The organism is Psychrobacillus faecigallinarum (assembly GCF_014836595.1).
Lineage (GTDB): Bacteria > Bacillota > Bacilli > Bacillales_A > Planococcaceae > Psychrobacillus > Psychrobacillus faecigallinarum.
The window spans coordinates 413,175-437,590 of the sequence record NZ_JACSQO010000002.1; the positions used below are offsets into that span (position 1 = coordinate 413,175).

Genomic DNA, 24,416 nt, shown 5'->3' on the forward strand with positions numbered 1-24,416 from the left:
ATATTTACCTCTTTTCGAAAGAGGATGATTGCATTGAATTCCAAATTTAAATTGATACACATTAAGAAATTTCTGCTCCCAATAATAGTTTTAACCTTTCTCCTGTTTATTTTAATCCAAAAGCAATTTAACTCAGCAAACCCCTCCGCTGAGGAAATTCAACCTTCCCTATTAACTAAATCTAATTTCCCTGAAGAAGAAACAACTGAATACGAAGAGAATACCACTATTTTTGTCGAGATTAAGGGCGCTGTTTCAAGGCCTGGAGTCTATGAGCTAGAAGTTGGTGACCGTGTTTTAGAGGCTATCTCACTTGCTGGAGGTTATAAGCCAGAAAGTGATAGTAAAATGATTAATCACGCTCAAAAAGTGGAGGATGAAATGATTATTTATGTTCCTGAGTTAGGTGAAGTAATGGAAGACTCATTTAACATCTCCTCATCCAATTCTTCTGACCAATTAGTTAATATTAACAAAGCAGATGTACAAAGTTTAACTACTCTCCCAGGAGTTGGCCCATCTAAGGCTGCAGCTATTATTACCTATAGAGAGGAGAGTGGGGGCTTTAAGGTAAAAGAAGACTTGTTAAAGGTGACAGGAATAGGTCAGAAGACTTTTGAGAAAATAGAACCCCATATCAAAGTGAATTAAATGACCATATTGAAGTTTAGCCACTAAAGCACTAAACTTAAAGAAGTACTAGTATGGGAGGTATTTATATGGAGCGAATCACTTGGGACCAATTTTTCATGGCACAAAGCCATTTACTTGCTTTAAGAAGTACATGTACTCGGTTAGCAGTTGGAGCAACGATTGTTCGAGATAGACGTATTATGGCTGGAGGCTATAATGGTTCAATCTCTGGTGGAGAACATTGTATTGATCATGGATGTTATGTAGTGGACAATCATTGCGTTAGAACAGTACACGCTGAAATGAATGCGTTATTACAATGCGCAAAATACGGTATTACTGTAGGCGGCGCAGATTTATATGTTACTCATTTTCCATGTTTACCATGTACAAAATCGATTATTCAAGCAGGCATTTCAAGATTATATTATGCACAAGACTATAAAAACAACGACTATGCGATTGAATTACTTAACAAAGCTGGAGTAGAAATTATTCATGTTCCTTTCGATGAACGCAAAATTGATTTTTTGAGTGATGAAAAGGTAAACCTATATATGGAGCTAATTGTAAAGCTTAAGGAGAAGGGCGCAAGTGAAGAAGAATTATTGCCATATGAAAGGAAGGTGGCTGAATTATTTGGATTGGAGCAATCCGAGGTAATGTAATATATTTTGCAATGTCGATTTTACTGGCCACTATAGCTGCTTTTGAATCGACATGGCTATTGTTCTTTTTTGTAATCCTATTTTACTGGTTTCTTTATAAGCAAATTCCTATTCTTTTATCTTCTAGTATAATAGCTATTGGGATTTGTACATTTTTCCTTGTAGAACTCGTTAATCCTGAAAATATAACTAAAAACGATGTAAACACTATCACATGGACAGATAATTATCGTATTAATGGTGGCTTTATAAGAGGTTTTGCAGCTTCTGATTCCGGTCAAAAGTGGTATGTACAGCTTAAAATATCAGATGAGCAGGACAAGGTTTTTTTCTCAAACTATTCTCTAACTGGATGGGAGCTTCAAGTCAAGGCTAACTCACCGTTGGATCAACCCCTAGCTCATCGATATGCGTTTGACATGGAATCTTATATAAAAAGCCATGGAGCGGTTGGTCAATTAAATATTGATGAATACGAGCTGGTAAGTAAAAAATATAGTTTTCGAGTTTATATGGCTGAGCAACGATATAGGATTAAGCAGCATATTCAAAGGACCTTTCCAAATTCTCTTCAAGCGGAGGCTGAGGCTCTATTAATTGGCAGTAGAGAAAGTATGCCACCTGAACTTCAAGATGCCTATCAAACATTAGGAATAACTCATTTATTTGCTATCTCAGGCCTCCATGTAGCATTAGTAGTGCTACTTCTTCATGAAGTATTAATACGTCTCGGAGTACGAAGAAAAACAGCTAATTGGTTATTAATCATTGTTTTACCGCTTTATGGGCTTATTGCTGGTGGAGCGCCTTCAGTGTGGAGGGCGGTATCTGTGACAGAAATTCTTTTAATAAGCGGTCTTTTCAAAAAAAAGCTTGTCATTTCTGACGCATTTTCTTATAGCTTTATTGGTTTTCTTCTTTATTCTCCATGGATAATTTATCAAGTAGGATTTCAGCTATCCTACTTAGCTGCTTTTTCTTTAATATTTTCCGCGAGCATGTTAAAACTAGGGCGCTCTTATATAACTCAATCATTTATCTTAACAGCTGTTTGTCAGCTTATAGTTTATCCTATTTTAATATATCAATTCAACGAAATTTCTCTATCCTCTTTTATAGCCAATCTTTTGTTTGTCCCTCTATTTTCATTTATTGTACTTCCTATCAATATTATTTTACTTTTAATCACCTTTCTTTCTCCATCTATATGTAATCTTGTTTTTTTATTCTACGAACCAATTCGCCTATTACTGGACGATTTTATCCTCTATATAGGATCGTTTCCATATCAGGTTTGGAATCCTATTCAACCGAAAGTTTGGTATGTAGTAATAGCATATGTGAGTGTCATTACTTTTTTTATTCAATTGGAAAGAATGAAATCTATAAAGAATGGCTTGCTCGTTCTTTTTACCCCAATCATTTTATTGCAACTAGCGCCATATTTAGATTCTTCGACTCGAATTACCTTTTTAAATGTAGGACAAGGAGATTCTATTGTTATTGAAATGCCTTATAGAGAAGCAGTCATTATGATAGATACTGGAGGTGTGCTTAGATTCGACCAAGAGGCTTGGAAAGAGTCTAATAATAAGTACGAGGTTGGAAGACAAGTTGTTGTTCCCTTTTTAAAGGGAAGAGGGATAAGGAAAATTGATACAATGGTGTTATCACATGCAGATGCAGATCATATGGAGGGCGCCGAGGAGGTGCTTCAAGAAGTTAAAGTTGGAGAAATACACATTACACCTGGCTCCTATGAAAAAGCTATTATGCATGATTTAAGAGAGGAAATAAACTTAAAGCAAATACCTGTCATAGAAAAATTTACAGGTGAGAGAATTGAATCTTCTTACTATAACCTATCTTATTTATATCCGATGGATAACATATATGAAGGAAATAATGATTCATTAGTTTTATCTATGAGTAACGATTATTTTAAAGGGCTTTTTATTGGAGATTTAGAAAGAGAGGGAGAAATAGTATTAAGTTCTGCTTATCCTGACATCCTCCAGGATCAGACTGTACTTAAGTTAGGACATCATGGTAGTAAAACATCTAGCACGCAAACTTTTTTGGAAGTGGCTAATCCTCATTTGGCAGTTATTTCAGCAGGCTTTAACAATAGATATGGGCATCCGCATTCTGAAGTTTTGGAACGATTGCATACTTTAAAAATTCCATTTTTGCAGACCGGTATAGATGGAGCTATAGAGATAATTATATCAAAAGAGGGAGAAGTAACTATTTCTACTCATTAAAATTTGAAAGAGAAAAGGGTTTTGTCTGTGAAAGACAAAACCCTTCTCGTGTATTATCGAGAAACAAACTCGATAACTACTGCAATAATAAACATAATGGCAAAAAATCCAAAGGAGACTACAAAACCTACGCCAGAGTCGATTGCGTCATTACGTTTCGACTGTACATTTTGTTCAAATTCATTCATTGTTAACCCTCCTATTTCCACATAATTATAAAGGATAGTGCTCAAAAAATCTACACACAAACTTTCTTATTTCCCTTTAATTATATAATGTCACAAAGTTTTCACCATATTTACGCTATAATATATATATCTAAAAGTAGTAAGGAGCACCAACATGATTTCAGAAAAGTGGATGGAAATTTCAAAAGGAAATATTTCAAATGTATATTTATTATACGGAACAGAAGCATATTTCATAGAAGAAACTATAAAAAAATTGAAAAATAAACTTGAGGATGAAGGAGAGCCAGAGATTATCTACTTTGATTTAGAGGAAAGCAATGTAGAGCAAGTTTTATATGAGGCAGACACACTTCCTTTTTTCTCAGATAAAAAATTAATTATCGCGAAAAATACATTCTTCTTAAAAGCTACGGAAAAGGGAAAAGAGAAAATCATTCATGATACGGCATTGCTGGAGAACTGGCTAAAAAATCCTTCTCCCTCCGCTATAGTAGTTTTTGTAGCTCCGTATGAGAAGCTGGATGAACGGAAGAAAATCACAAAGGCGATGAAGCAGGCTTCTAATGTAATAGAGGCAATGAGTTTACAAAATCATGATTTAAAAAGCTGGGTTTTACATGAAGCTTCAAATGAAGGGAAAAGTATATCAGAGGAAGCGGTAAACCGTTTAATTGAAAATGGAGGAACAAATTTAGTTCACTTAAAAACGGAAATCTCTAAAATTGCCACTTTTATTGGCGAGGAACAAGAAATCGATGAGGAAACTGTTAAGTCATTACTGGTTCGTACCCTTGAAGAGGATGTTTTTACACTGGGGAATGCTTATTTAGCAGGCCGAAAAAGTGAAGCAATTGAGATTTATCATGACTTATTGAAGCGAAAAGAAGACCCTTTAAAGTTAAATGCGCTTATAGCTACTCAGGTGAGATTAATGATACAAGTAAGCCATTTGAAGAAAAAAGGCTATCATGCCCAACAAATTGCCACTCAATTGAAGGTACATCCTTATCGTGTGAAGCTATTGTTCGATAATCCATTACTTCATCAAGAGGAGAAGTTGATTCACACATTAAATGATTTAGCTACTGTTGATCTTCAGTTGAAAACTTTAAGTACAAATAGAGATCGTATTTTAGAATTGTTTTTATTGAAGTAGTAGAATCTGTCTGGTTTTGGCCTGCTCCAAACGCTAATCTTGTTTTTTAGCACATGTCATCTAATTCTCAAGAATATAGATTTTTGAAATCAAACTAATTGTCGAATAATAAATATAAAAAAGCAAAAAATAAAGACTGACCGAGTTTGAATTCGGATCAGTCTTTTTTTATTACGCTTTTTTCATTAATTGAGCTTTCTTACGAGAAGCTGCGTTTTTATGAATTAAACCTTTAGAAGCTGCTTTTTCAACTTGTTGAATTGCAGTTTTAATAAGTTCTTTTGCGTTTTCATCGTTATTAAGTGCAGCAGTGTCAGCTTTTTTTACAGCAGTACGCATAGCTGATTTTGCTTTTGCATTTTGAGCGTTTAAAGTCTCGTTTTTCTTAACACGCTTGATTGCAGATTTAATGTTTGGCATACCTTTCACCTCCTAATAAGGTCTGAGATGATACATTTTTTTGTTGGTAACAGTTTATACAACAAGCATTATTTTAACAAACGAAAAAACAAATTGCAATATATAAATGCAAAGAATATTTACTTGACACTTTGAACAAACTATTTTAGAGGTGATTATAATGTGGGGAAGAACAGATTTAATCGATGAATCGGAAGAAATGGTGAAACACCGTACAGAAAGTCAGAAAGCTAAATTAGACAATTCAGAAGGTATTAAATTTGATGAGGGTCGCAATGGAGCGGTACTTATTACTTCCATTGAAGTGAACGAAGAAGGTGAAAAACAGATTGGTAAGAAACAAGGGAAGTATATTACCTTGACTGATCTGACCCTTAGTCCACACGATGAGAAGAGTTTTGAAAACATAGCGAGGACTTTCATTGATCATCTTCGAGATATGCATAAAGAGTTTAGTTTAACAGATGAATCCAAAATATTAATAATTGGACTTGGAAATGCGACAGTTACACCCGATGCTATTGGACCAAAAGCAATTGAATACCTACAAAATTCTTCTTTGACTAATAATGAAAAAGTGAAAGTTGTTATGTATGCTCCAGGTGTAACTGGTCAAACCGGTTTTGAGACAAGCGATTTTGTCAGTGCCATAAGCGAAGCATTTAAGCCTGATCTTATTCTTGTGATGGATGCTTTAGCTGCAAGAAATAGCGAACGTCTTTGTAAGACTATACAAATTACAAATACAGGTATACACCCTGGTTCTGGTGTAGGAAACCAGCGCAAGGAAATATCAAAGGAAGTTTATGGTGTTCCTGTTACAGCAATTGGAGTACCAATGGTTGTAGACGGTCCAGTGTTATATGCAGATGCAGTTGAGCAAGTCATTCATCACGTGGCAGCACGCGTGGAGGAGAAGGGAAAACCTTCTTCTGCCCTATCTGTTACTCCAATGGTTTCAAATAAGACAAACATCGATAAAAAAGTGCTTGAGCCTATTTTTGGAGAATGGGTTGGTTGGTCTACTGAAGAGAAAAGACAATTATTTGAGGAAGTTTTTGTTGGAAAAAATCCTTCTTTATTTGTTACACCAAAAGAAACTGATTTATGGGTAGAACAGTATGCATATATGCTTTCCACAGGCATTGAAACATGGATTACAAGTAAATAGGTCGTTCTAAAATTCCTTCTCTTCTCATACGATTGTGTGAGGAGAGTGGAACCTATGACTAATACCTTAAAGAAGCTGACTAGCATTTTATTACTCTTATTTTTAGCCCCTATCATCATTGCAATAATCCAAACACCTCTTATGACCGAAACGACAACGGAAAAAGTAACTGAAAAGAAAAAAGAGGAAATACCTGTTGTATATGCAGCGCAAATTGAAACACCCCCTGTTACTCAGACACAAACGGTAGCAGAAATTTTGCCACCTCGAAAAGCTTTCGTCTATTTTACACATTGGCAAGAAGCATTTAAACCAATATTAGCTGCAAGTGGAGAAAAGATCGAGATATATCATCAAGAAAAGAATATTACTAACTTTCAAGAACAAATTACGGCTCAATTTGCTTTTCATCAAGTAGAAACAGAATTCCTTTCACTTGAAAATCCATCTGAAACTAAAAACTATAATTCTGTAAGACCTTTTGTGAAAGATGCATTATCCCAAAGTAACTATGATATTATTTTAGATATTCATAGAGACTCTGCAAAGGCTGCAACCACTACTTTACAGGTGGGAGAAGAGAGCTATGCCAAGCTTATGTTTGTCGTTGGAGGAGAACATGAAAATTATAAATGGAATCTCCAGCTAGCAAATAAGTTAACAGAAGAGCTAAATACATTGGTTCCGGGAATTGCTAGGAAAGTAACTGTTAAAGTCGGTGATGGTGTAGATGGAGTATATAATCAGGATCTCAATAAAAACTCTGCGCTCATTGAGCTTGGTGGAATTGACAGTACAGAAGTGGAGTTAAATAGGTCAATTGCTATATTAGCGAAAGCTATTTCAAATATTCTTAATGAACAAGTAGTATCTTAGCGTAGTGGAATTGCTTAGCTATATTTAAAAGTTGAAAGGGCTAATGAGGCACCAGTTTGAAATTCATCCCATAATGGATCTTAAGAAAAACATATAGATAAAAGTATGCCGTGAACTCAAGTGTTCCCGGTATTTTTTTATGGAAAATAAATGTGTCGCTTTTGATGTAGTTTTTTGCATTATGAAGTAATCAATTTAGAATTAGCAAACTAATTATTCGATAGGTTGCGTTAATAGCTTAAACTTAATAGATTTTGCTGAATACAATAAATATAGGGATGCTTTTACGCTAGCTATATTAACAGATGGTTGTAAATCGCAAGCCTATCTATCCTTTTAAAAAAAGGTGATTACAAACTTAAAGTGAATTGAGGTGAATAAAATATGGTGGTATCACTTGAAGAACTGATAAAACGCTCCATTAATCGGATGGGAGCTGTTCATCCTTCTCTAAAGGAATATACAATTGAGCTAATAAAACGTTGTTACAGTGAAGGTATCCATATACAAATATCCTCTGGATTTCGTTCCAAAGAAGACCAAGCATATATTTATGGTCAAGGAAGACCGAACTTCATTTGGAATGGCAAAAAATACGGCTCAAAGGGTAGTATAATCTCCAATGCTGCCCCAGGGACGTCCATTCACAATTATGGACTGGCTATTGATTATTTTTTAGTTACTGATGACGGAAACAAATCAATATGGACAGTTAATGAGAATTGGAAACGTGTTGCAGAAATCGCAAAGTCTATGGGCTTTGAATGGGGTGGAGATTGGACAAGCTTTAAGGATTACTCGCATTTGCAATATAACAAAGGTTTATCCATTGCTCAATTGAAGGCCGGGCAAAGGCCTATCTTTCCTTTGATTAAGGTAGATGATAAGGAAGTTACAGACACTGCTAAAATCATGTGGGGTAAAACTGAGCTTAAAAAAGGTCAAATAGGTAAGCTCACAATTCTGAAGCCCATTAATCTGTGGACAGAAAAAGAGGGAAAGCTAGTAGAGGTCCGAATTTTAAATCCAGGAGAGGAATATCGGGTTTATAATTATCGAGAGTTACATGGGGGTCAATATAATGTCGGGGATAACCATTGGGTAACAAAAATGGATGGATATATTAAATATGAAACACCATCCAAGGCAGTTCTAGAACAATTAAATGGGAAATGATAATAGCCTCGCTCACTTAACGTGGGTGGGGTCTCTTAGTTTCATAATTCTATATTTACATTAACAACCACGAAGAAATGGTATTTATGTTATTTGGGAAGAGAATCTTTTTTTGGATGCTATAGTGAAAAGAATTCGAGAGAGTATGTCTATCTCAACCTAAGGCATTAATAACAAATTTAAATAAGTTCTACCATAGAGGTACGCTATTCTCTTATATTTGCGTTTTATGGAGTTATAAAAAATAAGTTGATAGAATGGTCCAACTAATTTTTATGATCTTGTAATGATTTAAAAATGGCTTTAAATAGAGTCGTATAATTGTTATTTTCTATTTAGATTTTGGTCTATGTTAGGTGCATCGGTATAGAGTAAAAGAGGCAGTTCAAATAAACATGTCTTAAGTAACCCTAAAAAAATAATGCAGAGGAAGGGTAAGTCGAGATCACTCGCGGTTGATTATGTCTTAACTGTTCGCTCCTTCCAGTAAAGTCAGCGCTTGTCACTACAATCTACCAAGTGACAAATGTTCGTATTTTAATGATAAAGTGCTGTTTATGAAATTTAACTTTAAAATATTTCATTTATTTATTCTTAATATGTAGGTAAGTTGTCCTAAACAAATCAAGCTGCTATCGAATAAACTGCTTAAGGACTAAAGATACTAAGAAAGTCACTAGAAAGGTTGATAATACAAAATTATGAAAACCATTATTTTTATAGGTAGTAATAAATCGGGTTCAAGTAGGGAGGCAATAAAAGCTGCTGAGAGGCTAGGTTTTTTTACTATATTGTTAACAGATAGGGAATTGCAATTTAAAAACAGGCCTGATTTTCCCGATGTTCATCAATTGGTCTTTGTTGAATTGACCAATTATAATTTGTTAAAGGAAAATATAAAAGCAATACAATCACAAGGGAAAAGAATAGAAGCTATATTGAGTTTTATTGATCCTTACGTCCATGTAGCGGCTCAACTCTCAAAAGAATTTGAATTGACTGCTGTGCCCCCGGAACCTTTAGCGAAAATGGAGGATAAGCTTTTAACACGTGAACTATTAAAAGATCTTCCTGTCTCCCCCTATTTTGCAAGGATTGTAAAAGATGACTCTTTAGAAGACTTTATCGATAGACAAAAAGAGTCATTTCCTCTCATTGTAAAAACACCCGTATCATCTGGTTCTAAAGATGTTTTATTTGTCAAAGATGAAGAAGAATTAGTTCTCTCCATTAATAATCTATTTAAAAAAGGAAGTAATGAAGTATTATTAGAGGAATATTTAGATGGACCTCAATATTTGATTGAAGCTTGTGTTTACAATGGTGAAGTTCATATCATTGCAGTCCTTGAACAAGAAATTTCTTTCTTAGAACGTTTTATTGTTACTGGTTATTCTTTGTTAGGGGAAATGGATGAAGCCTTTTATAACGATATATATAAAACTGTGTGTTTGATTTTAGAGCGTTTTGAAATGGATAATGGATCTTGTCATTTAGAAATGCGATTAATTAATAATGAATGGAAATTAATTGAAATAAATCCTCGTATTTCTGGTGGCGCAATGAATAGAATAATTGAACTAGCATATGGAATTAATTTGGTTGAAGAGACAATAAAAATATTTTTAGGACAAGAGCCTAACTTCGAAAAAAATACAGCAGGTTTGTGTATGCTCAGTATTTAACGAGTCATTCTACAGGGAAATTAATAAAGGTCACAGGAAAAAATCGCAGTTCCCGGCTACCGGGAGTAGAGGAAGTTTTTATAAAGCCTAAAAAAGGGAAAATACTCCATCCACCTCTATCCATGGGCGATCGCTATGGTTATGTATTGGCTTCTTCAGACAATAAAGAGGAAGCAATGAGCATTGCGAAAGAGGCCGCAAAAGAAATTCGTTTTTATATTGAACCAGTATAACTTTTGGAGTGAATAATAATGATTAGTAACGGAGAAACAAACTCATATGAGGGCGAATCAACCAGTAACATTAAATCCATATTGAAAACAGTCTACGAAATGCAAGTCAAGGCAAAATTACCAATCTTTAAAGGTATACTTCACGATACCATTCCAATTGTTTTTAATTCTTCTGACGCTACTGAACCTTATTTTGCTTACGGTATAACCTCAACTTGTCAAACCTCATTTAGAACTTGCTTTTTCCGTATTGAAGACCTAGTCCACTCGATTGTCCACTTATCATTATTATATCCAATTGATATAGAAGGAAATTATACTGATACTATACGCATGCCATATGGTTTAGAAAAAACGCAAATTAATGTGATTGTATCCGTTCAAGATTTTTGCAGTATCCAGTGCATCAATCCGAATCTAATTAATCGTCAAAGTATAATAATTGGAGATAAATGGTGATAAGTAAAATAAATTTTTTATAATAATTATCAGTGATATTTTGTAAAAGGAGTTGAGAAAGACATCATGACTTTAATCGGTATGATGCATCATAGAGCGGAACCAGAGAAAGTAAAGAAGGCATACGCCTATTCGGTTGTAGCTAAAGCAGAAGGGGTGGAGTTTTTTTACTGTACACCAGGGAAAGTGGATATAAAAAACCAAAAAATAATGGGTAAATATTATGAAAATGGTATGTGGATTGAAAAGGAATACCCTTTTCCAGACGTTATTTATAATGCGAGTTATCCTTTAAGTAAAAAAGCAGAGAGAATAGTCGACTATTTATCTGAAAGCATCCCATTTACAAGTCATTCAATTGGAAGTAAATTAAGTGTCTATAAAAGGGTGACGAAAGGTGAGGAATTTAAACAATACCTGATTCCTACACTCGAACTAACAAGTGTCAAAGATTTACTAGATATGATTAATTTATATTCAAAGATTATTATGAAACCTACTTCTGGACACCAAGGCGAGAGTGTTCTCTTTATTGAAAAAGAAGAGGATGAATTCAAAATTAATGACGCGGGCAAAATCTCAATATATACGAAAGAAGAGTTGCTAGACTTTGTATCACATAAAATCCAAGAACAAGAATATATAGTTCAGAGGTTTATATCATGCCAGATAAAATCAGGCCATGTATACGACTTACGTTTGCATGTTCAAAAAAATGGAGAAGGCAAATGGGTCATAACATCGATATACCCCCGTATTGGACCATTAGGAAGTATTACATCAAATTTAGGTAGTGGCGGTTATACTGCTTATCTGGACCGTTTTTTGCAAAAAGAGTTTAATGATGACTGGTTTAATATTAAAAGAGAACTTGAGCATTTTTCGTTAAGCTTTTCTAACCATTTTGATGCATTATACGATGGTTCTCCACTCGATGAATTAGGAATCGATGTTGGAATCGATGAAAACCAAAGACTATGGTTATTTGAAGTAAATTGGCGACCAGGAATTCCAATAATATTTAATAGTGAATTAGACGTAGCAAGAAATACGATTCATTACGCCAAGTATTTAGCTCTTAATAAAAAGAAATATTTTTGAATAGAGGTTTAGAGAAGTCAAGCTGCCTGTATTTTTTGAAAAGCACATTTATTATAAGACTGTGTACAACATTGAAGAACTACACTAGCTAAAAGAAGACAGTTAGGCTTAAGAAAGTGATTTTAAAAGAAAAGGGGATAACTAGAGTCTTAAAAATACATTTTTAAAAACAAAATTAAAGCTTCTCTTCAACTAAAATGTGCTTAGTTGAAGAAGAGTTTTAAAAATAATAATCATTTTAAAACTGTATTTTGAATACCCCAAAAAGAACATTTGTATAATATAATCTCGAAGTGCATTTATTTTTGTTGTTAACACATGATCGAAAATTTCAGTGAGTTAACCTAATGATTGAAAAAGTTAGTTATCCTAATTCTAATAAAATACTTACTCATTCCTGTACATTCGCCCCTGTTATATATATTTTTGTTGCCCAATATAGCCTCAATTATGCTTATTAAAGAATGTAATTTTCCATAGAATGAAATTCCTCCATTCTTTCAAAACATTGAAATATAAGGGTTTTAAGCTTGTTGTTGTTGTAATATACATTCTTTTCATAGTATAATTCATAATAGTTTAATTAGGAGTGAACATGCATGAATAATGAAGAAAGATTGGCACGACAGAAAAAAATCCGTAATTTCTCGATTATCGCCCATATAGACCATGGGAAGTCGACACTTGCGGACCGTATTTTAGAAAAAACGAAAACATTAACATCTCGTGAAATGAAAGACCAATTGCTTGACTCTATGGATCTTGAAAGAGAACGAGGAATTACGATCAAATTAAATGCAGTACAGCTTAAATACTTGGCACAAGATGGGGAAGAATATATTTTCCACTTAATTGATACTCCTGGACATGTCGATTTTACATATGAGGTATCTCGAAGCTTAGCAGCCTGTGAGGGTGCTATATTGGTTGTCGATGCTGCACAAGGTATTGAAGCTCAAACATTGGCAAACGTATATCTAGCTCTTGATAATGATTTAGAAATTTTACCAGTTATCAATAAAATAGATTTGCCCGCTGCTGATCCAGAACGTGTGAAAAAGGAAGTTGAAGAGGTAATTGGTTTAGATGCTTCTGAAGCTGTGCATGCATCAGCAAAAGCTGGAATTGGTATAGAAGAGATTTTAGAGCAAATTGTGGAGAAGGTTCCTGCACCAACAGGTGACCCGGAAGCCCCACTACAAGCACTAATTTTTGATTCTCTTTATGACCCTTACCGTGGTGTAATTGTCTATATCCGAATCATGCAAGGAACAGTTAAACCGGGAGACCGCATTAAAATGATGTCATCTGGCAAGGAATTCGATGTGGTTGAGACTGGAGTATTCACACCAAGAACGACACAACGTGATGAACTGACAGTAGGGGATGTTGGCTTCTTAACAGCTTCTATGAAGGATGTCGGTGATTCAAGTGTTGGGGATACCATTACTTTAGCGGATAATCCAGCTACAGAGGCATTAGCTGGCTATCGAAAAATGAACCCGATGGTATTCTGTGGATTATACCCAATTGATAATTCAAAGTATAATGACCTTCGTGATGCTTTAGAAAAGCTACAGCTGAATGACTCTGCATTAGAATTCGAACCAGAATCCTCTCAAGCTTTAGGATTTGGTTATCGTTGTGGTTTCTTAGGACTATTACACATGGAAATTATTCAAGAGCGTATTGAAAGAGAGTTCAAAATTGACCTTATTACTACAGCACCAAGTGTTATCTATAACGTAAAACTAACTAGCGGTGATACACTTAAAGTAGATAATCCTTCTATGATGCCAGATGTTCAAAAGGTTGACTCCATCGAGGAGCCTTATGTAAAAGCTTCTATTATGGTTCCAGAAGATTACGTAGGATCAGTTATGGAGCTTTGCCAACGTAAACGTGGTAACTTTATTACAATGGACTTTCTATCATCTGCACGTGTAAATATTATTTATGAAATTCCACTTTCAGAAATAGTGTATGATTTCTTTGATTCGTTAAAATCTAGCACTAAAGGATATGCTTCCTTTGACTATGAGCTTATCGGCTACAAGGAATCTAAGCTTCAAAAGATGGATATTTTATTGAACGGCGAAAAAGTAGATGCATTAAGCTTTATTGTTCATAAGGATTTTGCATACGAGCGTGGAAAGCTTATTGTAGAAAAGCTGAAAGCCTTAATCCCAAGACAGCAGTTTGAAGTACCTGTTCAAGCAGCAGTGGGACAGAAAATTATAGCTCGTTCTACTATCAAATCTATGGGTAAAAATGTTTTAGCTAAATGTTACGGCGGAGATATTTCTCGTAAGCGTAAGCTACTTGAAAAACAAAAAGAAGGTAAAAAGCGTATGAAACAAGTTGGATCTGTGGAAGTACCGCAGGAAGCCTTTATGGCAGTTCTGAAAATGGATGAGCCAAATAAATAAGTTTCCGTTAACCTAACCATGGAGAGGCGTATCAGCTCTCCATGGTTTTATATTTATTGGGGAGTTTCCTGGAACTCTATCTTAATCAATTCTCCCGTAGAGGTAGTATATTCAATACTTACAAAAACACCAAACTCTTTGCTGCCATCCTTTATCCAGAGCTTAAATCTCTCAATTGTTGAATTTTCTTTTGTTTCTCTTCCTTCGTACAAGTAGTCAATAATAGACGCATTTGGATATTTTGACTGAGTCTCCTTTACTGCAAGATTCCCCCATTTAGCATAGGCTGGAACTGCTTCTTGAGCATTTACATTGGTTGATAAACTAATCGGAACAGAGACTCCAGCTATAAGTATTCCGAGGGTGAAATAGATTTTTCTAAGCATTTAACTTCAGCTCCTTTTTCTATAAGATGAGCATATTATTTAAAGTCATTCTTCCTATAAGAAGTAAACAAATAGCTTAGTTAGAATAATTTGCTCAATTCATCTAGCGAGTACGCTAATTTCAATAGTTTGAAGGAACATAGAATATAAGCTATAATTTATGTATACAAAGATTGAAAACGTGAAAATTTTAATGCTTTGATAAATATCATGGGGAAGGAGGCACTGTTTGCCTCCTTCTTCGTATTTTATAAAAGAACATAGAAAGAAGGCTTAGAATGGTTCGTGGAGTGTATATACATATCCCTTTTTGTCATCAAATATGTAATTATTGTGACTTTAATAAATTTTATTTTCATAATCAGCCAGTCGATGAGTATATCGAGTCGTTAGGAAAAGAAATGGCACTTTGGCAAGACGATTTAGCGAAAGCTAAGATAGAGACAATTTTCCTTGGAGGAGGAACACCTACTGCCTTGTCGCTTGAACAGTTAGAACGTTTGCTTACTCTGATACATCAATATATTCCGCTTGAACACGTAAAGGAATTTTCTTCGGAAGCAAATCCAGATGAGCTAACTCTGGAGAAAATGCAGCTAATGCGAAAATTTGGTGTGAATAGATTAAGTATGGGAGTGCAAACTTTCAATCAGGACTTGTTAAAAATCTTAGGAAGAACACATTCTAATAATCACGTTTATGATGTTATTCAATACGCAAAACAGACGGAGTTTCCTTCTATAAGTATTGACTTGATGTATGGTTTACCTAATCAAACCATGGAGCAGTGGAAGGAATCACTCCAGGAGGCATTCCGTTTGAAGATTCCTCATATTTCAGCATATTCCTTACTCGTAGAGCCAAAAACAATATTTTATAATCTCCTTTCAAAAGGCAAACTTTCCTTACCAGGAGAGGATTTAGAGGCTGAAATGTATGGCTATTTAATGGATGAAATGAAGAGAAATGGATACAAACAGTATGAAATTAGCAACTTCTCATACGAGGGAAAGGCTTCAGAACATAACTTACTGTATTGGAATAATGATGAATATATTGGTTTGGGAGCAGGTGCACATGGATATGTGAACAGTATTAGATATTCTAATCATGGCCCCCTAAAAAAATATATGCAGCAGCTAGAGATAGGTGAAAAGCCTGTAATGATGCAAAAAGAAGTGACTTATGAAGAGAAAATGGAAGAAGAAATGTTCCTCGGACTTAGAAAGAACCAGGGAGTTTCCCTATCCAATTTTGAAAAACGGTACGGTAAAAGTCTTTACGAGGCTTACGGTAACGAAATAGAGGAGCTTCTAAAAAAGGAACTTATAGAAATAAAAAATGATTACGTATTTTTAACTAATCGAGGAAGATTTGTTGGCAACGAAGTATTTCAATATTTTCTAAAATAATTAATACTTAATCGTTGACAGTTTTCTTTAGATTTGATAAGTTTTATATGAGTATTAGCACTCTCTATAGATGAGTGCTAACAGAGGTGATGATCATGCTAACTAACAGGCAATTGTTAATATTGCAAGTAACGGTAGATGATTTTATTGAAACTGCTCAGCCAGTTGGATCTCGTCAACTTTCGAAGAAGGAGGAAGTACCTTTTAGTCCTGCTACTATTCGAAACGATATGGCGGATTTAGAAGATATGGGTTTCTTAGAGAAAACACATACTTCTTCTGGCCGCGTACCTTCAGAAAAGGGCTATCGTTATTATGTGGATAATTTATTAACTCCACAGCTTATTTCCAAAGATGAGATCAAACAAATTCGTTCTATTTTTGAAGAAAGAATGGTAGAGACAGAGCAAATAATTCGAAAGTCAGCAAACATTTTGTCTGAGCTAACGAACTATACCTCTATTATGTTAGGCTTAGATGTTAGAAAGCATCGGGTCAAACGGTTATCTATTGTGCCATTAACGGATGATTCTGCAGTTGCTATTATTGTTACCGACAGTGGACATGTGGAAAATCGTGTATTTTCTATACCTGAAAATTTTACTGCTTCAGATATTGAGCGTATGGTCAATATCATTAATGAGCATCTAGTTGGAGTTCATTTACACGAACTACAATCTAAGCTAGAGATTGTGACTCAATCAGTGCTTCGTCAAAATAGTGGACGTTTAAACGCTCTAGTTGGATCTTTAAACAAAGCTATGACTATTGAGCACGAGGATAAAGTTTATTATGGCGGTAAAATGCAACTTTTAAGCCAACCAGAATTTAATGATGTAGAAAAAGCAAAAAGTATCATGTACTGGATGGAACACGTCAATGAGTTCCCCGGACTATTCCATTTGAACAAAAAAGGCATCAATATCAGTATTGGTTCTGAAAACAATCAATTTGGAATGGACAATTGTAGTATCATTACAGCCTCTTATGATATTGGAGAGGAACAAAGTGGCTCTATTGCTATAATTGGCCCCACAAGAATGGACTATAGGCGTGTAGTATCGTTATTAGACGTGATAAGTGGGGACTTGTCTAGAGAGTTGTCTAGGATATTACGTGGTCAACATGGATAAAGGAGAGTTGCTGCTAAATGGAAAACAAAAACGAAAATGTAAATGAAGAAGTAAAAACAGAACAAGAGACTGTTACTCAAGAAGTAGTAGACGAAACGACAGAGGCGACTGAAAATAATGAAGCTGTCGAGGTAGAAGAAGTAGATGAATTAACTCTTCTCAAACAACAATTGGAAGAAGAGCAGGATCGAGTTATTCGTATTCGTGCAGACTTTGAAAATTACAAACGACGTGTTCAATTAGACAAAGAAGCAGATTATAAATATCGTGCCCAAGCATTGTTGAATGATCTTTTGCCGGTTTTAGATAATCTAGAGCGTGCTCTAGCAGTAGAACCAAAAACAGAAGAGGCAGTTTCTTTAGCTAAAGGTGTAGATATGGTTTACCGCTCTCTAGTGACTGCAGTTGAAAAAGAAGGCTTAGAAGCAGTGAAAGCTGAGGGAGAGCCTTTTGATCCGAATTTACATCAAGCAGTTATGCAAGAGAAGGATGACACGAAAGAATCTGGCATTGTCCTTCAAGAATTACAAAAAGGTTATAAATTGAAAGATAGAATACTACGTCCATCAATGGTTAAAGTAAACGAATAGTAAATTCAAACAGATTTTTATTGGTGCCATTTTGGTCACCAATTATATTATAAATTGCATATAAACAGTATTTATTAGGAGGAAAATTGTATGTCAAAAATTATCGGTATTGACTTAGGAACAACAAACTCATGTGTATCTGTACTAGAAGGTGGAGAACCAAAAGTAATTCCAAATCCAGAAGGAAATCGTACGACACCATCTGTAGTTGCTTTTAAAAACGGCGAAAAACAAGTTGGGGAAGTAGCAAAACGTCAATCTATTACAAATCCAAATACAATTTCTTCAGTTAAACGTTTAATGGGTACAAGTGAAAAGGTTTCTGCTGAAGGAAAAGAATACACTCCACAAGAAGTTTCTGCTATGATTCTTCAATATTTAAAAGGATTCGCTGAAGAATATCTAGGAGAAAAAGTAACTAAAGCTGTAATTACTGTACCTGCATACTTTAACGATGCTGAGCGTCAAGCTACAAAAGACGCTGGTCGTATTGCAGGACTAGAAGTAGAACGTATTATCAATGAACCTACTGCAGCAGCTCTAGCATATGGTTTAGATAAAATGGATCATGATGAAAAAATTCTTGTTTATGACCTTGGTGGAGGTACTTTCGACGTTTCTATCCTTGAACTTGGTGATGGAGTATTTGAAGTATTAGCTACTGCAGGGGACAACCGTCTTGGTGGGGATGACTTTGACCAAATAATCATGGATTACTTAGTACAAGAATTTAAAAAAGAAAATGGTATTGATCTCTCTAAAGATAAAATGGCGGTACAACGTTTGAAAGATGCAGCTGAAAAAGCGAAAAAAGATCTTTCTGGCGTTACATCAACACAAATCTCACTACCGTTTATCACTGCTGGAGAAGCTGGTCCACTTCACTTAGAATTGACAATGACTCGTGCAAAATTCGATGATCTTACTGCTCAATTAGTAGAGCGTACAATGGTACCAACTCGACAAGCATTAAAAGATGCTGGATTATCTTCATCTCAAATTGATAAAGTTATCTTAGTTGGTGGATCTACTCGTATTCCTGCTGTACAAGAAGCTATTAAGAAAGAAACAGGTAAAGAACCACATAAAGGTGTAAACCCAGATGAAGTAGTAGCAATGGGAGCAGCAGTACAAGGTGGAGTTTTAACTGGTGACGTAAAAGATGTAGTACTTTTAGACGTAACACCACTTTCTTTAGGGATTGAAACAATGGGAGGAGTATTCACGAAGTTAATCGATCGTAATACAACAATTCCGACATCTAAATCACAAACTTTCTCAACTGCTGCTGATAACCAACCAGCTGTAGATATTCATGTGTTACAAGGTGAACGTCCAATGGCAGCAGACAACAAAACTCTTGGCCGCTTCCAACTTGCTGATATTCCACCAGCACCACGTGGAGTACCACAAATCGAAGTTACATTTGATATCGATAAAAATGGTATCGTAAATGTTAAAGCTAAGGATCTTGGAACTCAAAAAGAACAAACAATTACTATCCAATCAAACACTTCATTATCTGACGAAGAAATTGATCGTATGGTAAAAGAAGCAGAAGCAAACGCTGAAGCAGATAAAGTTCGTAAAGAAGAAGCGGAAGTTAAAAATGAAGCAGACCAACTAGTATTTATGACTGAAAAAACTCTAAAAGATCTTGAAGGTAAAGTTTCAGATGATGAGAAAAAATCAGCAGAAGATGCAAAAGAAGAGCTTAAAGCAGCTTTAGAAGCTGGAAACTTAGAAGACATTAAAGCTAAAAAAGACAAGTTAAATGAAATCGTTCAACAACTTACAATGAAGCTTTATGAACAAGCACAAGCTGATGCAGCTGCTAATGGACAACAAGAAGGCGGACCATCTGATGACGGCGTAGTCGATGCAGAGTTTGAAGAAGTAAACGACGATAAAGACAAGTAATGTCGACCAGAAAAAGTCAAAGACCGTTTTCGGCTTTGGCTTTTTCAATGTCTGTAATATGGAGAAAAACGCTAATTGTTTTGCTATTACGAAATTGTCCATGTTACAATTATCTTTATGTGTAAGTTAACAGAGCAGGAGAGTGAACTATGAGCAAACGTGATTATTACGAAGTACTTGGTGTAGCCAAGAGTGCATCTGGGGACGAGATAAAAAAGGCATATCGTAAATTGTCTAAGCAATATCACCCAGATTTAAACAAGGAAGCTAATGCAGAAGAGAAATTCAAGGAAATCTCCGAAGCGTATGAAGTTTTAAGTGACGACCAAAAACGTGCACAATATGATCAATTTGGTCATGCGGGACCAAACCAAGGATTTGGTGGTGGTTTCAGTGGTGCAGATGGTTTTGGATTTGAAGATATATTCAGTTCATTCTTTGGGGGCGGAGGAACACGTCGTCGAGACCCAAATGCGCCAAGAAAAGGGAACGATCTTCAATACTCTATGACTATAGAATTTGAAGAAGCAGTTTTTGGTATGGAAAAAGAGATTGAAATATCTAAAGAAGAAACTTGTGATACATGTAGTGGTACTGGAGCTAAACAAGGTACTCATCCTGAAAAATGTTCGCACTGTAACGGAAATGGTCAAGTGAATGTCACTCAAGACACTCCTTTTGGTCGAATTCAAACGAAGCGTGCATGTAACTACTGTGAGGGTACTGGGAAAATCATCAAAGAGAAATGCTCAACCTGTCATGGTAGAGGAACAGTTAATAAGCGCAAAAAGATTAAAGTTACTGTACCAGCTGGTGTAGATGATGGGCAACAGCTACGTGTAAGTGGTCAAGGTGAGCCAGGAGTAAACGGTGGTCCTGCTGGTGACCTTTATGTAGTATTCCGTGTAAAAGCCGATCCTCGCTTTGAGCGTGATGGCGACGATATTTATTACGAGCTACCTTTAACCTTTGCTCAAGCGGCACTAGGAGACGAAGTAGAGATTCCAACTGTTCAAGGAAAAGTTAAGCTTAAAATTCCTGCAGGTACACAGTCTTCTACAACATTCCGTCTTAAAGGAAAAGGTGTGAAAAATGTACATGGCTATGGTGTCGGTGATCAACATGTTATCGTAAAAGTAGTTACACCTAAAAAGCTTACAGAAAAACAAAAACAATTACTACGTGAATTTGCGGAAATCAGTGGAGATATTCCGGAAGAACAAGGTAGTTCATTATTTGATAAAATCAAAAGAACAATAAAAGGCGAATAAGGAGTTGGAGCAAGTGAAATGGTCGGAGCTATCTATTCACACTACTAATGAGGCAGTGGAAGCGGTAAGCAATATTTTGCATGAGGCTGGTGCAAGTGGAGTAGTTATTGAGGATTCAGAAGAATTGGTTAGAGATAGAGAAGATATCTTTGGAGAAATCTATAGCTTAAATCCAGATGATTTTCCGGTAGATGGTGTGCGAATAAAAGCTTATTTAGCCGAAACAAGCTTTTTATTGGAAACAGTAGAAGAGATTAAGGTTGCGATCAACAACTTGCTAAATTTCAATATCGACTTAGGACATAATATAATCACAGTAACAGAAGTTGACGAGGAAGATTGGGCAACGGCTTGGAAAAAATATTACCATCCTGTAAAAATCTCTAATCGATTTACTATTGTCCCAACATGGGAAGAATATGAAAGAGTTAACTCAGACGAGTTAATTATTGAGTTGGATCCTGGTATGGCCTTTGGTACAGGTACACATCCAACGACTGTTATGTGCTTGCAAGCACTCGAGAAAACAGTTCAGCCAAATACTTCAGTAATTGATGTTGGAACTGGCTCAGGAGTTCTGTCAATAGGAGCAGCAAAGCTAGGGGCTTCTTCGATTCATGCTTTAGATCTTGATGAGGTAGCAGTAAAATCTGCAAAAGAGAATATTGCCATTAACAGAGTGGATGATATCGTTCAAGTTACTCATGGGAACCTACTTGATAATGTAACTGAACAAGCAGATATTGTTGTCGCAAATATACTAGCCGAAATTATTATGACCTTTACAGATGATGCCTATTCTATTGTTAAGCCTGGTGGACTATTTATCACTTCAGGTATTATTGCGACAAAGAAAGAAGATGTAAGAGAATCTTTACAGCAGTCAGGCTTTAAAGTGGATGAAGTCATGATGATGGAAGACTGGGTTACAATTATTTCTAGAAAGCCTGTAAAGTAAAGGGGTAATTATCTTGCAACGTTATTTTACAAAAGAGCCTGTAGGCGAAAACAATACTGTTACTATAACTGGAGAAGACGCGCATCACATGATTCAGGTGATGCGTATGTCTCCTAGTGACCATGTATATATAGTAAGTGAAAAAGATACTTATATTATGTCGATTGTACAAGGGACCTCTAAAGAAGTATTGCTAGAAGTCGTTGAAAAGCTGAAAGTTACAAACGAAATGCCTTTGCAAGTTTCAATTGTTTGTGGGCTACCTAAAGGAGACAAACTGGAACTTATAACTCAAAAGGGAACCGAGCTTGGTATGCATTCACTTTTCCCATTTGAAGCAAAGCGATCTATTGTAAAATGGGATAAAGCAAAAAACGATAAAAAGATTGGCAGACTTCAAAAAATTGCTAAAGAAGCAGCAGAGCAATCGCATAGATCTTTTATTCCACAGATACATAATCCTGTAACGATGTTGGAACTTTTAGAAATTGCTAAACAGTATGATGTTAAATTTGTAGCAGATGAAGAAGATGCTAAACTAACAGAACGACAAAAGTTTGCCGACCAATTAAAAAAGGTGTATGATAAACAATCGATACTGATTGTTTTTGGTCCAGAGGGTGGATTGGACAGACAAGAGGTAAGGCAATTATTAGAAAATGATTTTAAACCTATTGCACTTGGACCTAGAATTTTAAGAACAGAAACGGCGCCATTATATGCGCTTGCTGCAATTTCCTATGAATATGAATGAAAGAGGTGTAAGGATATGTCATCCGTTGCATTCCATACATTAGGCTGTAAAGTAAACCATTACGAAACAGAGGCTATTTGGCAACTGTTTAAGGATAATGGTTATGAACGTACGGATTTTGAAAAAAAATCTGATGTGTATGTAATAAATACTTGTACTGTAACGAATACAGGAGACAAAAAAAGCAGACAGGTCATTAGACGTGCTATTCGTCAAAATCCTGATGCTGTTATTTGTGTTACTGGATGTTATGCTCAAACTTCCCCTGCTGAAATTATGGCTATTCCAGGAGTAGATATTGTTGTCGGTACTCAAGAACGTACGAAAATGCTTGGTTATATTGAACAATATAAAATGGAGCGTAAACCGATTAATGCAGTAGGAAACATTATGAAAAATCGTGTATATGAAGAGCTAGATGTGCCTTCATTTACTGACCGTACTCGTGCATCCTTGAAAATCCAAGAAGGTTGTAACAATTTCTGTACATTTTGTATCATTCCATGGGCTCGTGGTTTGATGAGATCCAGAGACCCTCAAGAAGTAGTAAGACAAGCCCAGCAACTAGTTGATGCAGGGTATTTAGAAATCGTGTTAACTGGTATTCATACTGGTGGATATGGAGAAGATTTAAAGGACTATAATTTAGCTCAATTATTACGAGATATTGAGATGAATGTTAAGGGCTTGAAGCGTTTAAGAATTAGTTCCATTGAAGCAAGTCAGCTATCAGACGAAGTGATTGATGTATTAAAAGAATCTAAGATTGTAGTGAGGCATTTGCATATTCCTATACAATCGGGTTCCGATACGGTTCTTAAAAGAATGCGTCGTAAATACACGATGGAATTCTTCGCTAATCGCTTGGATCGCCTAAGAGATGCTCTTCCCGATTTAGCGATCACTTCAGATGTAATTGTAGGATTCCCAGGAGAAACGGAAGAGGAATTTATGGAAACATATAACTTTATCCGTGACCAAAGATTCTCTGAATTGCACGTTTTCCCATATTCAAAACGTACTGGTACACCAGCAGCTAGAATGGAAGACCAAGTAGATGAAGAGATTAAAAATGAACGTGTTCATCGCCTAATAACACTGAATGACCAATTGGCGGTAGATTATGCTTCTCGTTTCGAAGATGAGGTACTTGAAATTATTCCTGAGGAAGTAGTAAACAATGAATCAGGAGAGTCATTTGTAGAAGGATATACAGATAATTACTTAAAAGTTATTATTCCAGGTACGGAAGAGTTAATAGGTAAATTAGTGCGCGTAAAAATAACCCGGGCTGGATATCCACAAAATGAAGGACAGTTTGTACGAATATTAGAAGAAGTAAAAGAACTAGTGTAACATTCATACTAAGCTTCTAACCTTAGACAAAGTACCCTGAGAGTTCAATTCTCGGGGTACTTTGTCATTTTTGAAGATAATTGAGTTCATATCTCCCCTGAACTCTAAGGGTTAGTAGTATCTACGAAAAGTCAGACGGTCAAACTGCTCAATCGGTAGCATGTGTTCAAGGTC

The 24,416-nt window shown here is 35.6% G+C and carries 21 protein-coding genes and 1 pseudogene; 19 read left to right on the top strand and 3 right to left on the bottom strand.

Going from position 1 to position 24,416, the window contains the following annotated elements; all coding sequences use genetic code 11:
• Nucleotides 1-33: 33 nt before the first annotated feature.
• The 3 genes from H9650_RS06720 (at nt 34) to H9650_RS06730 (ending at nt 3,565) form a co-directional block, all read left to right on the top strand.
• Nucleotides 34-651, top strand: a complete 618-nt coding sequence (locus H9650_RS06720) for a helix-hairpin-helix domain-containing protein (protein WP_191696850.1) — start codon at nt 34-36, stop codon at nt 649-651.
• A gap of 68 nt (nt 652-719) precedes the next feature.
• Complete coding sequence (locus tag H9650_RS06725; protein WP_151109386.1) at nt 720-1,301, top strand: ComE operon protein 2; 582 nt, start codon at nt 720-722, stop codon at nt 1,299-1,301.
• An 11-nt stretch (nt 1,302-1,312) separates the two neighbouring features.
• On the top strand, nt 1,313-3,565 hold the full coding sequence (locus H9650_RS06730) for a DNA internalization-related competence protein ComEC/Rec2 (protein WP_191696851.1): 2,253 nt from the start codon (nt 1,313-1,315) through the stop codon (nt 3,563-3,565).
• 53 nt (nt 3,566-3,618) lie between these two features.
• On the opposite strand, the gene H9650_RS06735 is transcribed toward H9650_RS06730, so the two are convergent.
• Nucleotides 3,619-3,753 (bottom strand): YqzM family protein, encoded by a 135-nt coding sequence (locus H9650_RS06735; RefSeq protein WP_144535833.1) that lies wholly within the window; start codon nt 3,751-3,753, stop codon nt 3,619-3,621.
• Between the two features lie 154 nt (nt 3,754-3,907).
• Here H9650_RS06735 and holA point away from each other — a divergent pair, with 154 nt between their 5' ends.
• Nucleotides 3,908-4,912 carry a DNA polymerase III subunit delta gene (gene holA, locus H9650_RS06740; protein WP_151109390.1) on the top strand — a complete coding sequence of 335 codons (1,005 nt, stop codon included), beginning with the start codon at nt 3,908-3,910 and terminating at the stop codon, nt 4,910-4,912.
• 171 nt (nt 4,913-5,083) lie between these two features.
• On the opposite strand, the gene rpsT is transcribed toward holA, so the two are convergent.
• On the bottom strand, nt 5,084-5,332 hold the full coding sequence (rpsT, locus tag H9650_RS06745; protein WP_144535837.1) for a 30S ribosomal protein S20: 249 nt from the start codon (nt 5,330-5,332) through the stop codon (nt 5,084-5,086).
• Between the two features lie 160 nt (nt 5,333-5,492).
• Here rpsT and gpr point away from each other — a divergent pair, with 160 nt between their 5' ends.
• From gpr to lepA, 7 genes and pseudogenes are all read left to right on the top strand, one after another.
• The gene (gene gpr / locus H9650_RS06750) at nt 5,493-6,503 is read left to right on the top strand and encodes a GPR endopeptidase (RefSeq protein ID WP_191696852.1); all 1,011 of its coding nucleotides are present in this window, start codon (nt 5,493-5,495) and stop codon (nt 6,501-6,503) included.
• A 54-nt stretch (nt 6,504-6,557) separates the two neighbouring features.
• Nucleotides 6,558-7,379: a stage II sporulation protein P gene (spoIIP, locus tag H9650_RS06755; RefSeq protein WP_151109393.1), complete on the top strand. Its 822-nt coding sequence runs from the start codon at nt 6,558-6,560 to the stop codon at nt 7,377-7,379.
• A gap of 384 nt (nt 7,380-7,763) precedes the next feature.
• Nucleotides 7,764-8,555, top strand: a complete 792-nt coding sequence (locus tag H9650_RS06760) for a M15 family metallopeptidase (protein WP_151109395.1) — start codon at nt 7,764-7,766, stop codon at nt 8,553-8,555.
• 701 nt (nt 8,556-9,256) lie between these two features.
• Nucleotides 9,257-10,473, top strand: a pseudogene (locus H9650_RS06765) (ATP-grasp domain-containing protein).
• An 18-nt stretch (nt 10,474-10,491) separates the two neighbouring features.
• Nucleotides 10,492-10,932, top strand: a complete 441-nt coding sequence (locus H9650_RS06770) for a CotY/CotZ family spore coat protein (RefSeq protein WP_151109397.1) — start codon at nt 10,492-10,494, stop codon at nt 10,930-10,932.
• Nucleotides 10,933-10,998: 66 nt separating this feature from the next.
• On the top strand, nt 10,999-12,033 hold the full coding sequence (locus tag H9650_RS06775; RefSeq protein ID WP_191696853.1) for a YheC/YheD family endospore coat-associated protein: 1,035 nt from the start codon (nt 10,999-11,001) through the stop codon (nt 12,031-12,033).
• A gap of 599 nt (nt 12,034-12,632) precedes the next feature.
• On the top strand, nt 12,633-14,462 hold the full coding sequence (gene lepA, locus H9650_RS06780; RefSeq protein WP_144535845.1) for a translation elongation factor 4: 1,830 nt from the start codon (nt 12,633-12,635) through the stop codon (nt 14,460-14,462).
• Between the two features lie 53 nt (nt 14,463-14,515).
• Here the strand turns inward: lepA and H9650_RS06785 are convergent, their stop codons facing one another.
• The gene (locus H9650_RS06785) at nt 14,516-14,848 is read right to left on the bottom strand and encodes a DUF3889 domain-containing protein (protein ID WP_151109401.1); all 333 of its coding nucleotides are present in this window, start codon (nt 14,846-14,848) and stop codon (nt 14,516-14,518) included.
• Between the two features lie 278 nt (nt 14,849-15,126).
• On the opposite strand from H9650_RS06785, the gene hemW reads away from it, so the two are divergent.
• The 8 genes from hemW (at nt 15,127) to mtaB (ending at nt 24,242) form a co-directional block, all read left to right on the top strand.
• Complete coding sequence (hemW, locus tag H9650_RS06790) at nt 15,127-16,260, top strand: radical SAM family heme chaperone HemW (RefSeq protein WP_151109403.1); 1,134 nt, start codon at nt 15,127-15,129, stop codon at nt 16,258-16,260.
• 95 nt (nt 16,261-16,355) lie between these two features.
• Complete coding sequence (gene hrcA, locus H9650_RS06795) at nt 16,356-17,393, top strand: heat-inducible transcriptional repressor HrcA (RefSeq protein ID WP_144535851.1); 1,038 nt, start codon at nt 16,356-16,358, stop codon at nt 17,391-17,393.
• A gap of 17 nt (nt 17,394-17,410) precedes the next feature.
• Nucleotides 17,411-17,983 carry a nucleotide exchange factor GrpE gene (gene grpE, locus H9650_RS06800; RefSeq protein WP_151109406.1) on the top strand — a complete coding sequence of 191 codons (573 nt, stop codon included), beginning with the start codon at nt 17,411-17,413 and terminating at the stop codon, nt 17,981-17,983.
• A 90-nt stretch (nt 17,984-18,073) separates the two neighbouring features.
• Nucleotides 18,074-19,903 carry a molecular chaperone DnaK gene (dnaK, locus tag H9650_RS06805; protein WP_151109408.1) on the top strand — a complete coding sequence of 610 codons (1,830 nt, stop codon included), beginning with the start codon at nt 18,074-18,076 and terminating at the stop codon, nt 19,901-19,903.
• A gap of 149 nt (nt 19,904-20,052) precedes the next feature.
• A complete protein-coding gene (dnaJ, locus tag H9650_RS06810) occupies nt 20,053-21,174 on the top strand; it encodes a molecular chaperone DnaJ (RefSeq protein ID WP_144535857.1) in 1,122 nt (373 codons plus the stop codon).
• A gap of 13 nt (nt 21,175-21,187) precedes the next feature.
• Nucleotides 21,188-22,132 (top strand): 50S ribosomal protein L11 methyltransferase, encoded by a 945-nt coding sequence (gene prmA, locus H9650_RS06815; RefSeq protein WP_151109410.1) that lies wholly within the window; start codon nt 21,188-21,190, stop codon nt 22,130-22,132.
• A gap of 13 nt (nt 22,133-22,145) precedes the next feature.
• Nucleotides 22,146-22,886 carry a 16S rRNA (uracil(1498)-N(3))-methyltransferase gene (locus tag H9650_RS06820; RefSeq protein WP_151109412.1) on the top strand — a complete coding sequence of 247 codons (741 nt, stop codon included), beginning with the start codon at nt 22,146-22,148 and terminating at the stop codon, nt 22,884-22,886.
• Nucleotides 22,887-22,901: 15 nt separating this feature from the next.
• Complete coding sequence (gene mtaB, locus H9650_RS06825) at nt 22,902-24,242, top strand: tRNA (N(6)-L-threonylcarbamoyladenosine(37)-C(2))-methylthiotransferase MtaB (RefSeq protein ID WP_144535863.1); 1,341 nt, start codon at nt 22,902-22,904, stop codon at nt 24,240-24,242.
• Nucleotides 24,243-24,416: the final 174 nt, after the last annotated feature.

Coding starts and splice junctions, on each gene's coding strand:
- rpsT (WP_144535837.1), bottom strand. CDS start 5,332: ATGCCAAACATTAAATCTGCAATCAAGCGTGTTAAGAAAAACGAGACT.
- dnaK (WP_151109408.1), top strand. CDS start 18,074: ATGTCAAAAATTATCGGTATTGACTTAGGAACAACAAACTCATGTGTA.
- mtaB (WP_144535863.1), top strand. CDS start 22,902: ATGTCATCCGTTGCATTCCATACATTAGGCTGTAAAGTAAACCATTAC.
- H9650_RS06735 (WP_144535833.1), bottom strand. CDS start 3,753: ATGAATGAATTTGAACAAAATGTACAGTCGAAACGTAATGACGCAATC.
- holA (WP_151109390.1), top strand. CDS start 3,908: ATGATTTCAGAAAAGTGGATGGAAATTTCAAAAGGAAATATTTCAAAT.
- H9650_RS06730 (WP_191696851.1), top strand. CDS start 1,313: ATGTCGATTTTACTGGCCACTATAGCTGCTTTTGAATCGACATGGCTA.
- H9650_RS06775 (WP_191696853.1), top strand. CDS start 10,999: ATGACTTTAATCGGTATGATGCATCATAGAGCGGAACCAGAGAAAGTA.
- dnaJ (WP_144535857.1), top strand. CDS start 20,053: ATGAGCAAACGTGATTATTACGAAGTACTTGGTGTAGCCAAGAGTGCA.
- lepA (WP_144535845.1), top strand. CDS start 12,633: ATGAATAATGAAGAAAGATTGGCACGACAGAAAAAAATCCGTAATTTC.
- grpE (WP_151109406.1), top strand. CDS start 17,411: ATGGAAAACAAAAACGAAAATGTAAATGAAGAAGTAAAAACAGAACAA.
- gpr (WP_191696852.1), top strand. CDS start 5,493: ATGTGGGGAAGAACAGATTTAATCGATGAATCGGAAGAAATGGTGAAA.
- H9650_RS06760 (WP_151109395.1), top strand. CDS start 7,764: ATGGTGGTATCACTTGAAGAACTGATAAAACGCTCCATTAATCGGATG.
- H9650_RS06770 (WP_151109397.1), top strand. CDS start 10,492: ATGATTAGTAACGGAGAAACAAACTCATATGAGGGCGAATCAACCAGT.
- spoIIP (WP_151109393.1), top strand. CDS start 6,558: ATGACTAATACCTTAAAGAAGCTGACTAGCATTTTATTACTCTTATTT.
- hemW (WP_151109403.1), top strand. CDS start 15,127: ATGGTTCGTGGAGTGTATATACATATCCCTTTTTGTCATCAAATATGT.
- hrcA (WP_144535851.1), top strand. CDS start 16,356: ATGCTAACTAACAGGCAATTGTTAATATTGCAAGTAACGGTAGATGAT.
- H9650_RS06725 (WP_151109386.1), top strand. CDS start 720: ATGGAGCGAATCACTTGGGACCAATTTTTCATGGCACAAAGCCATTTA.
- H9650_RS06785 (WP_151109401.1), bottom strand. CDS start 14,848: ATGCTTAGAAAAATCTATTTCACCCTCGGAATACTTATAGCTGGAGTC.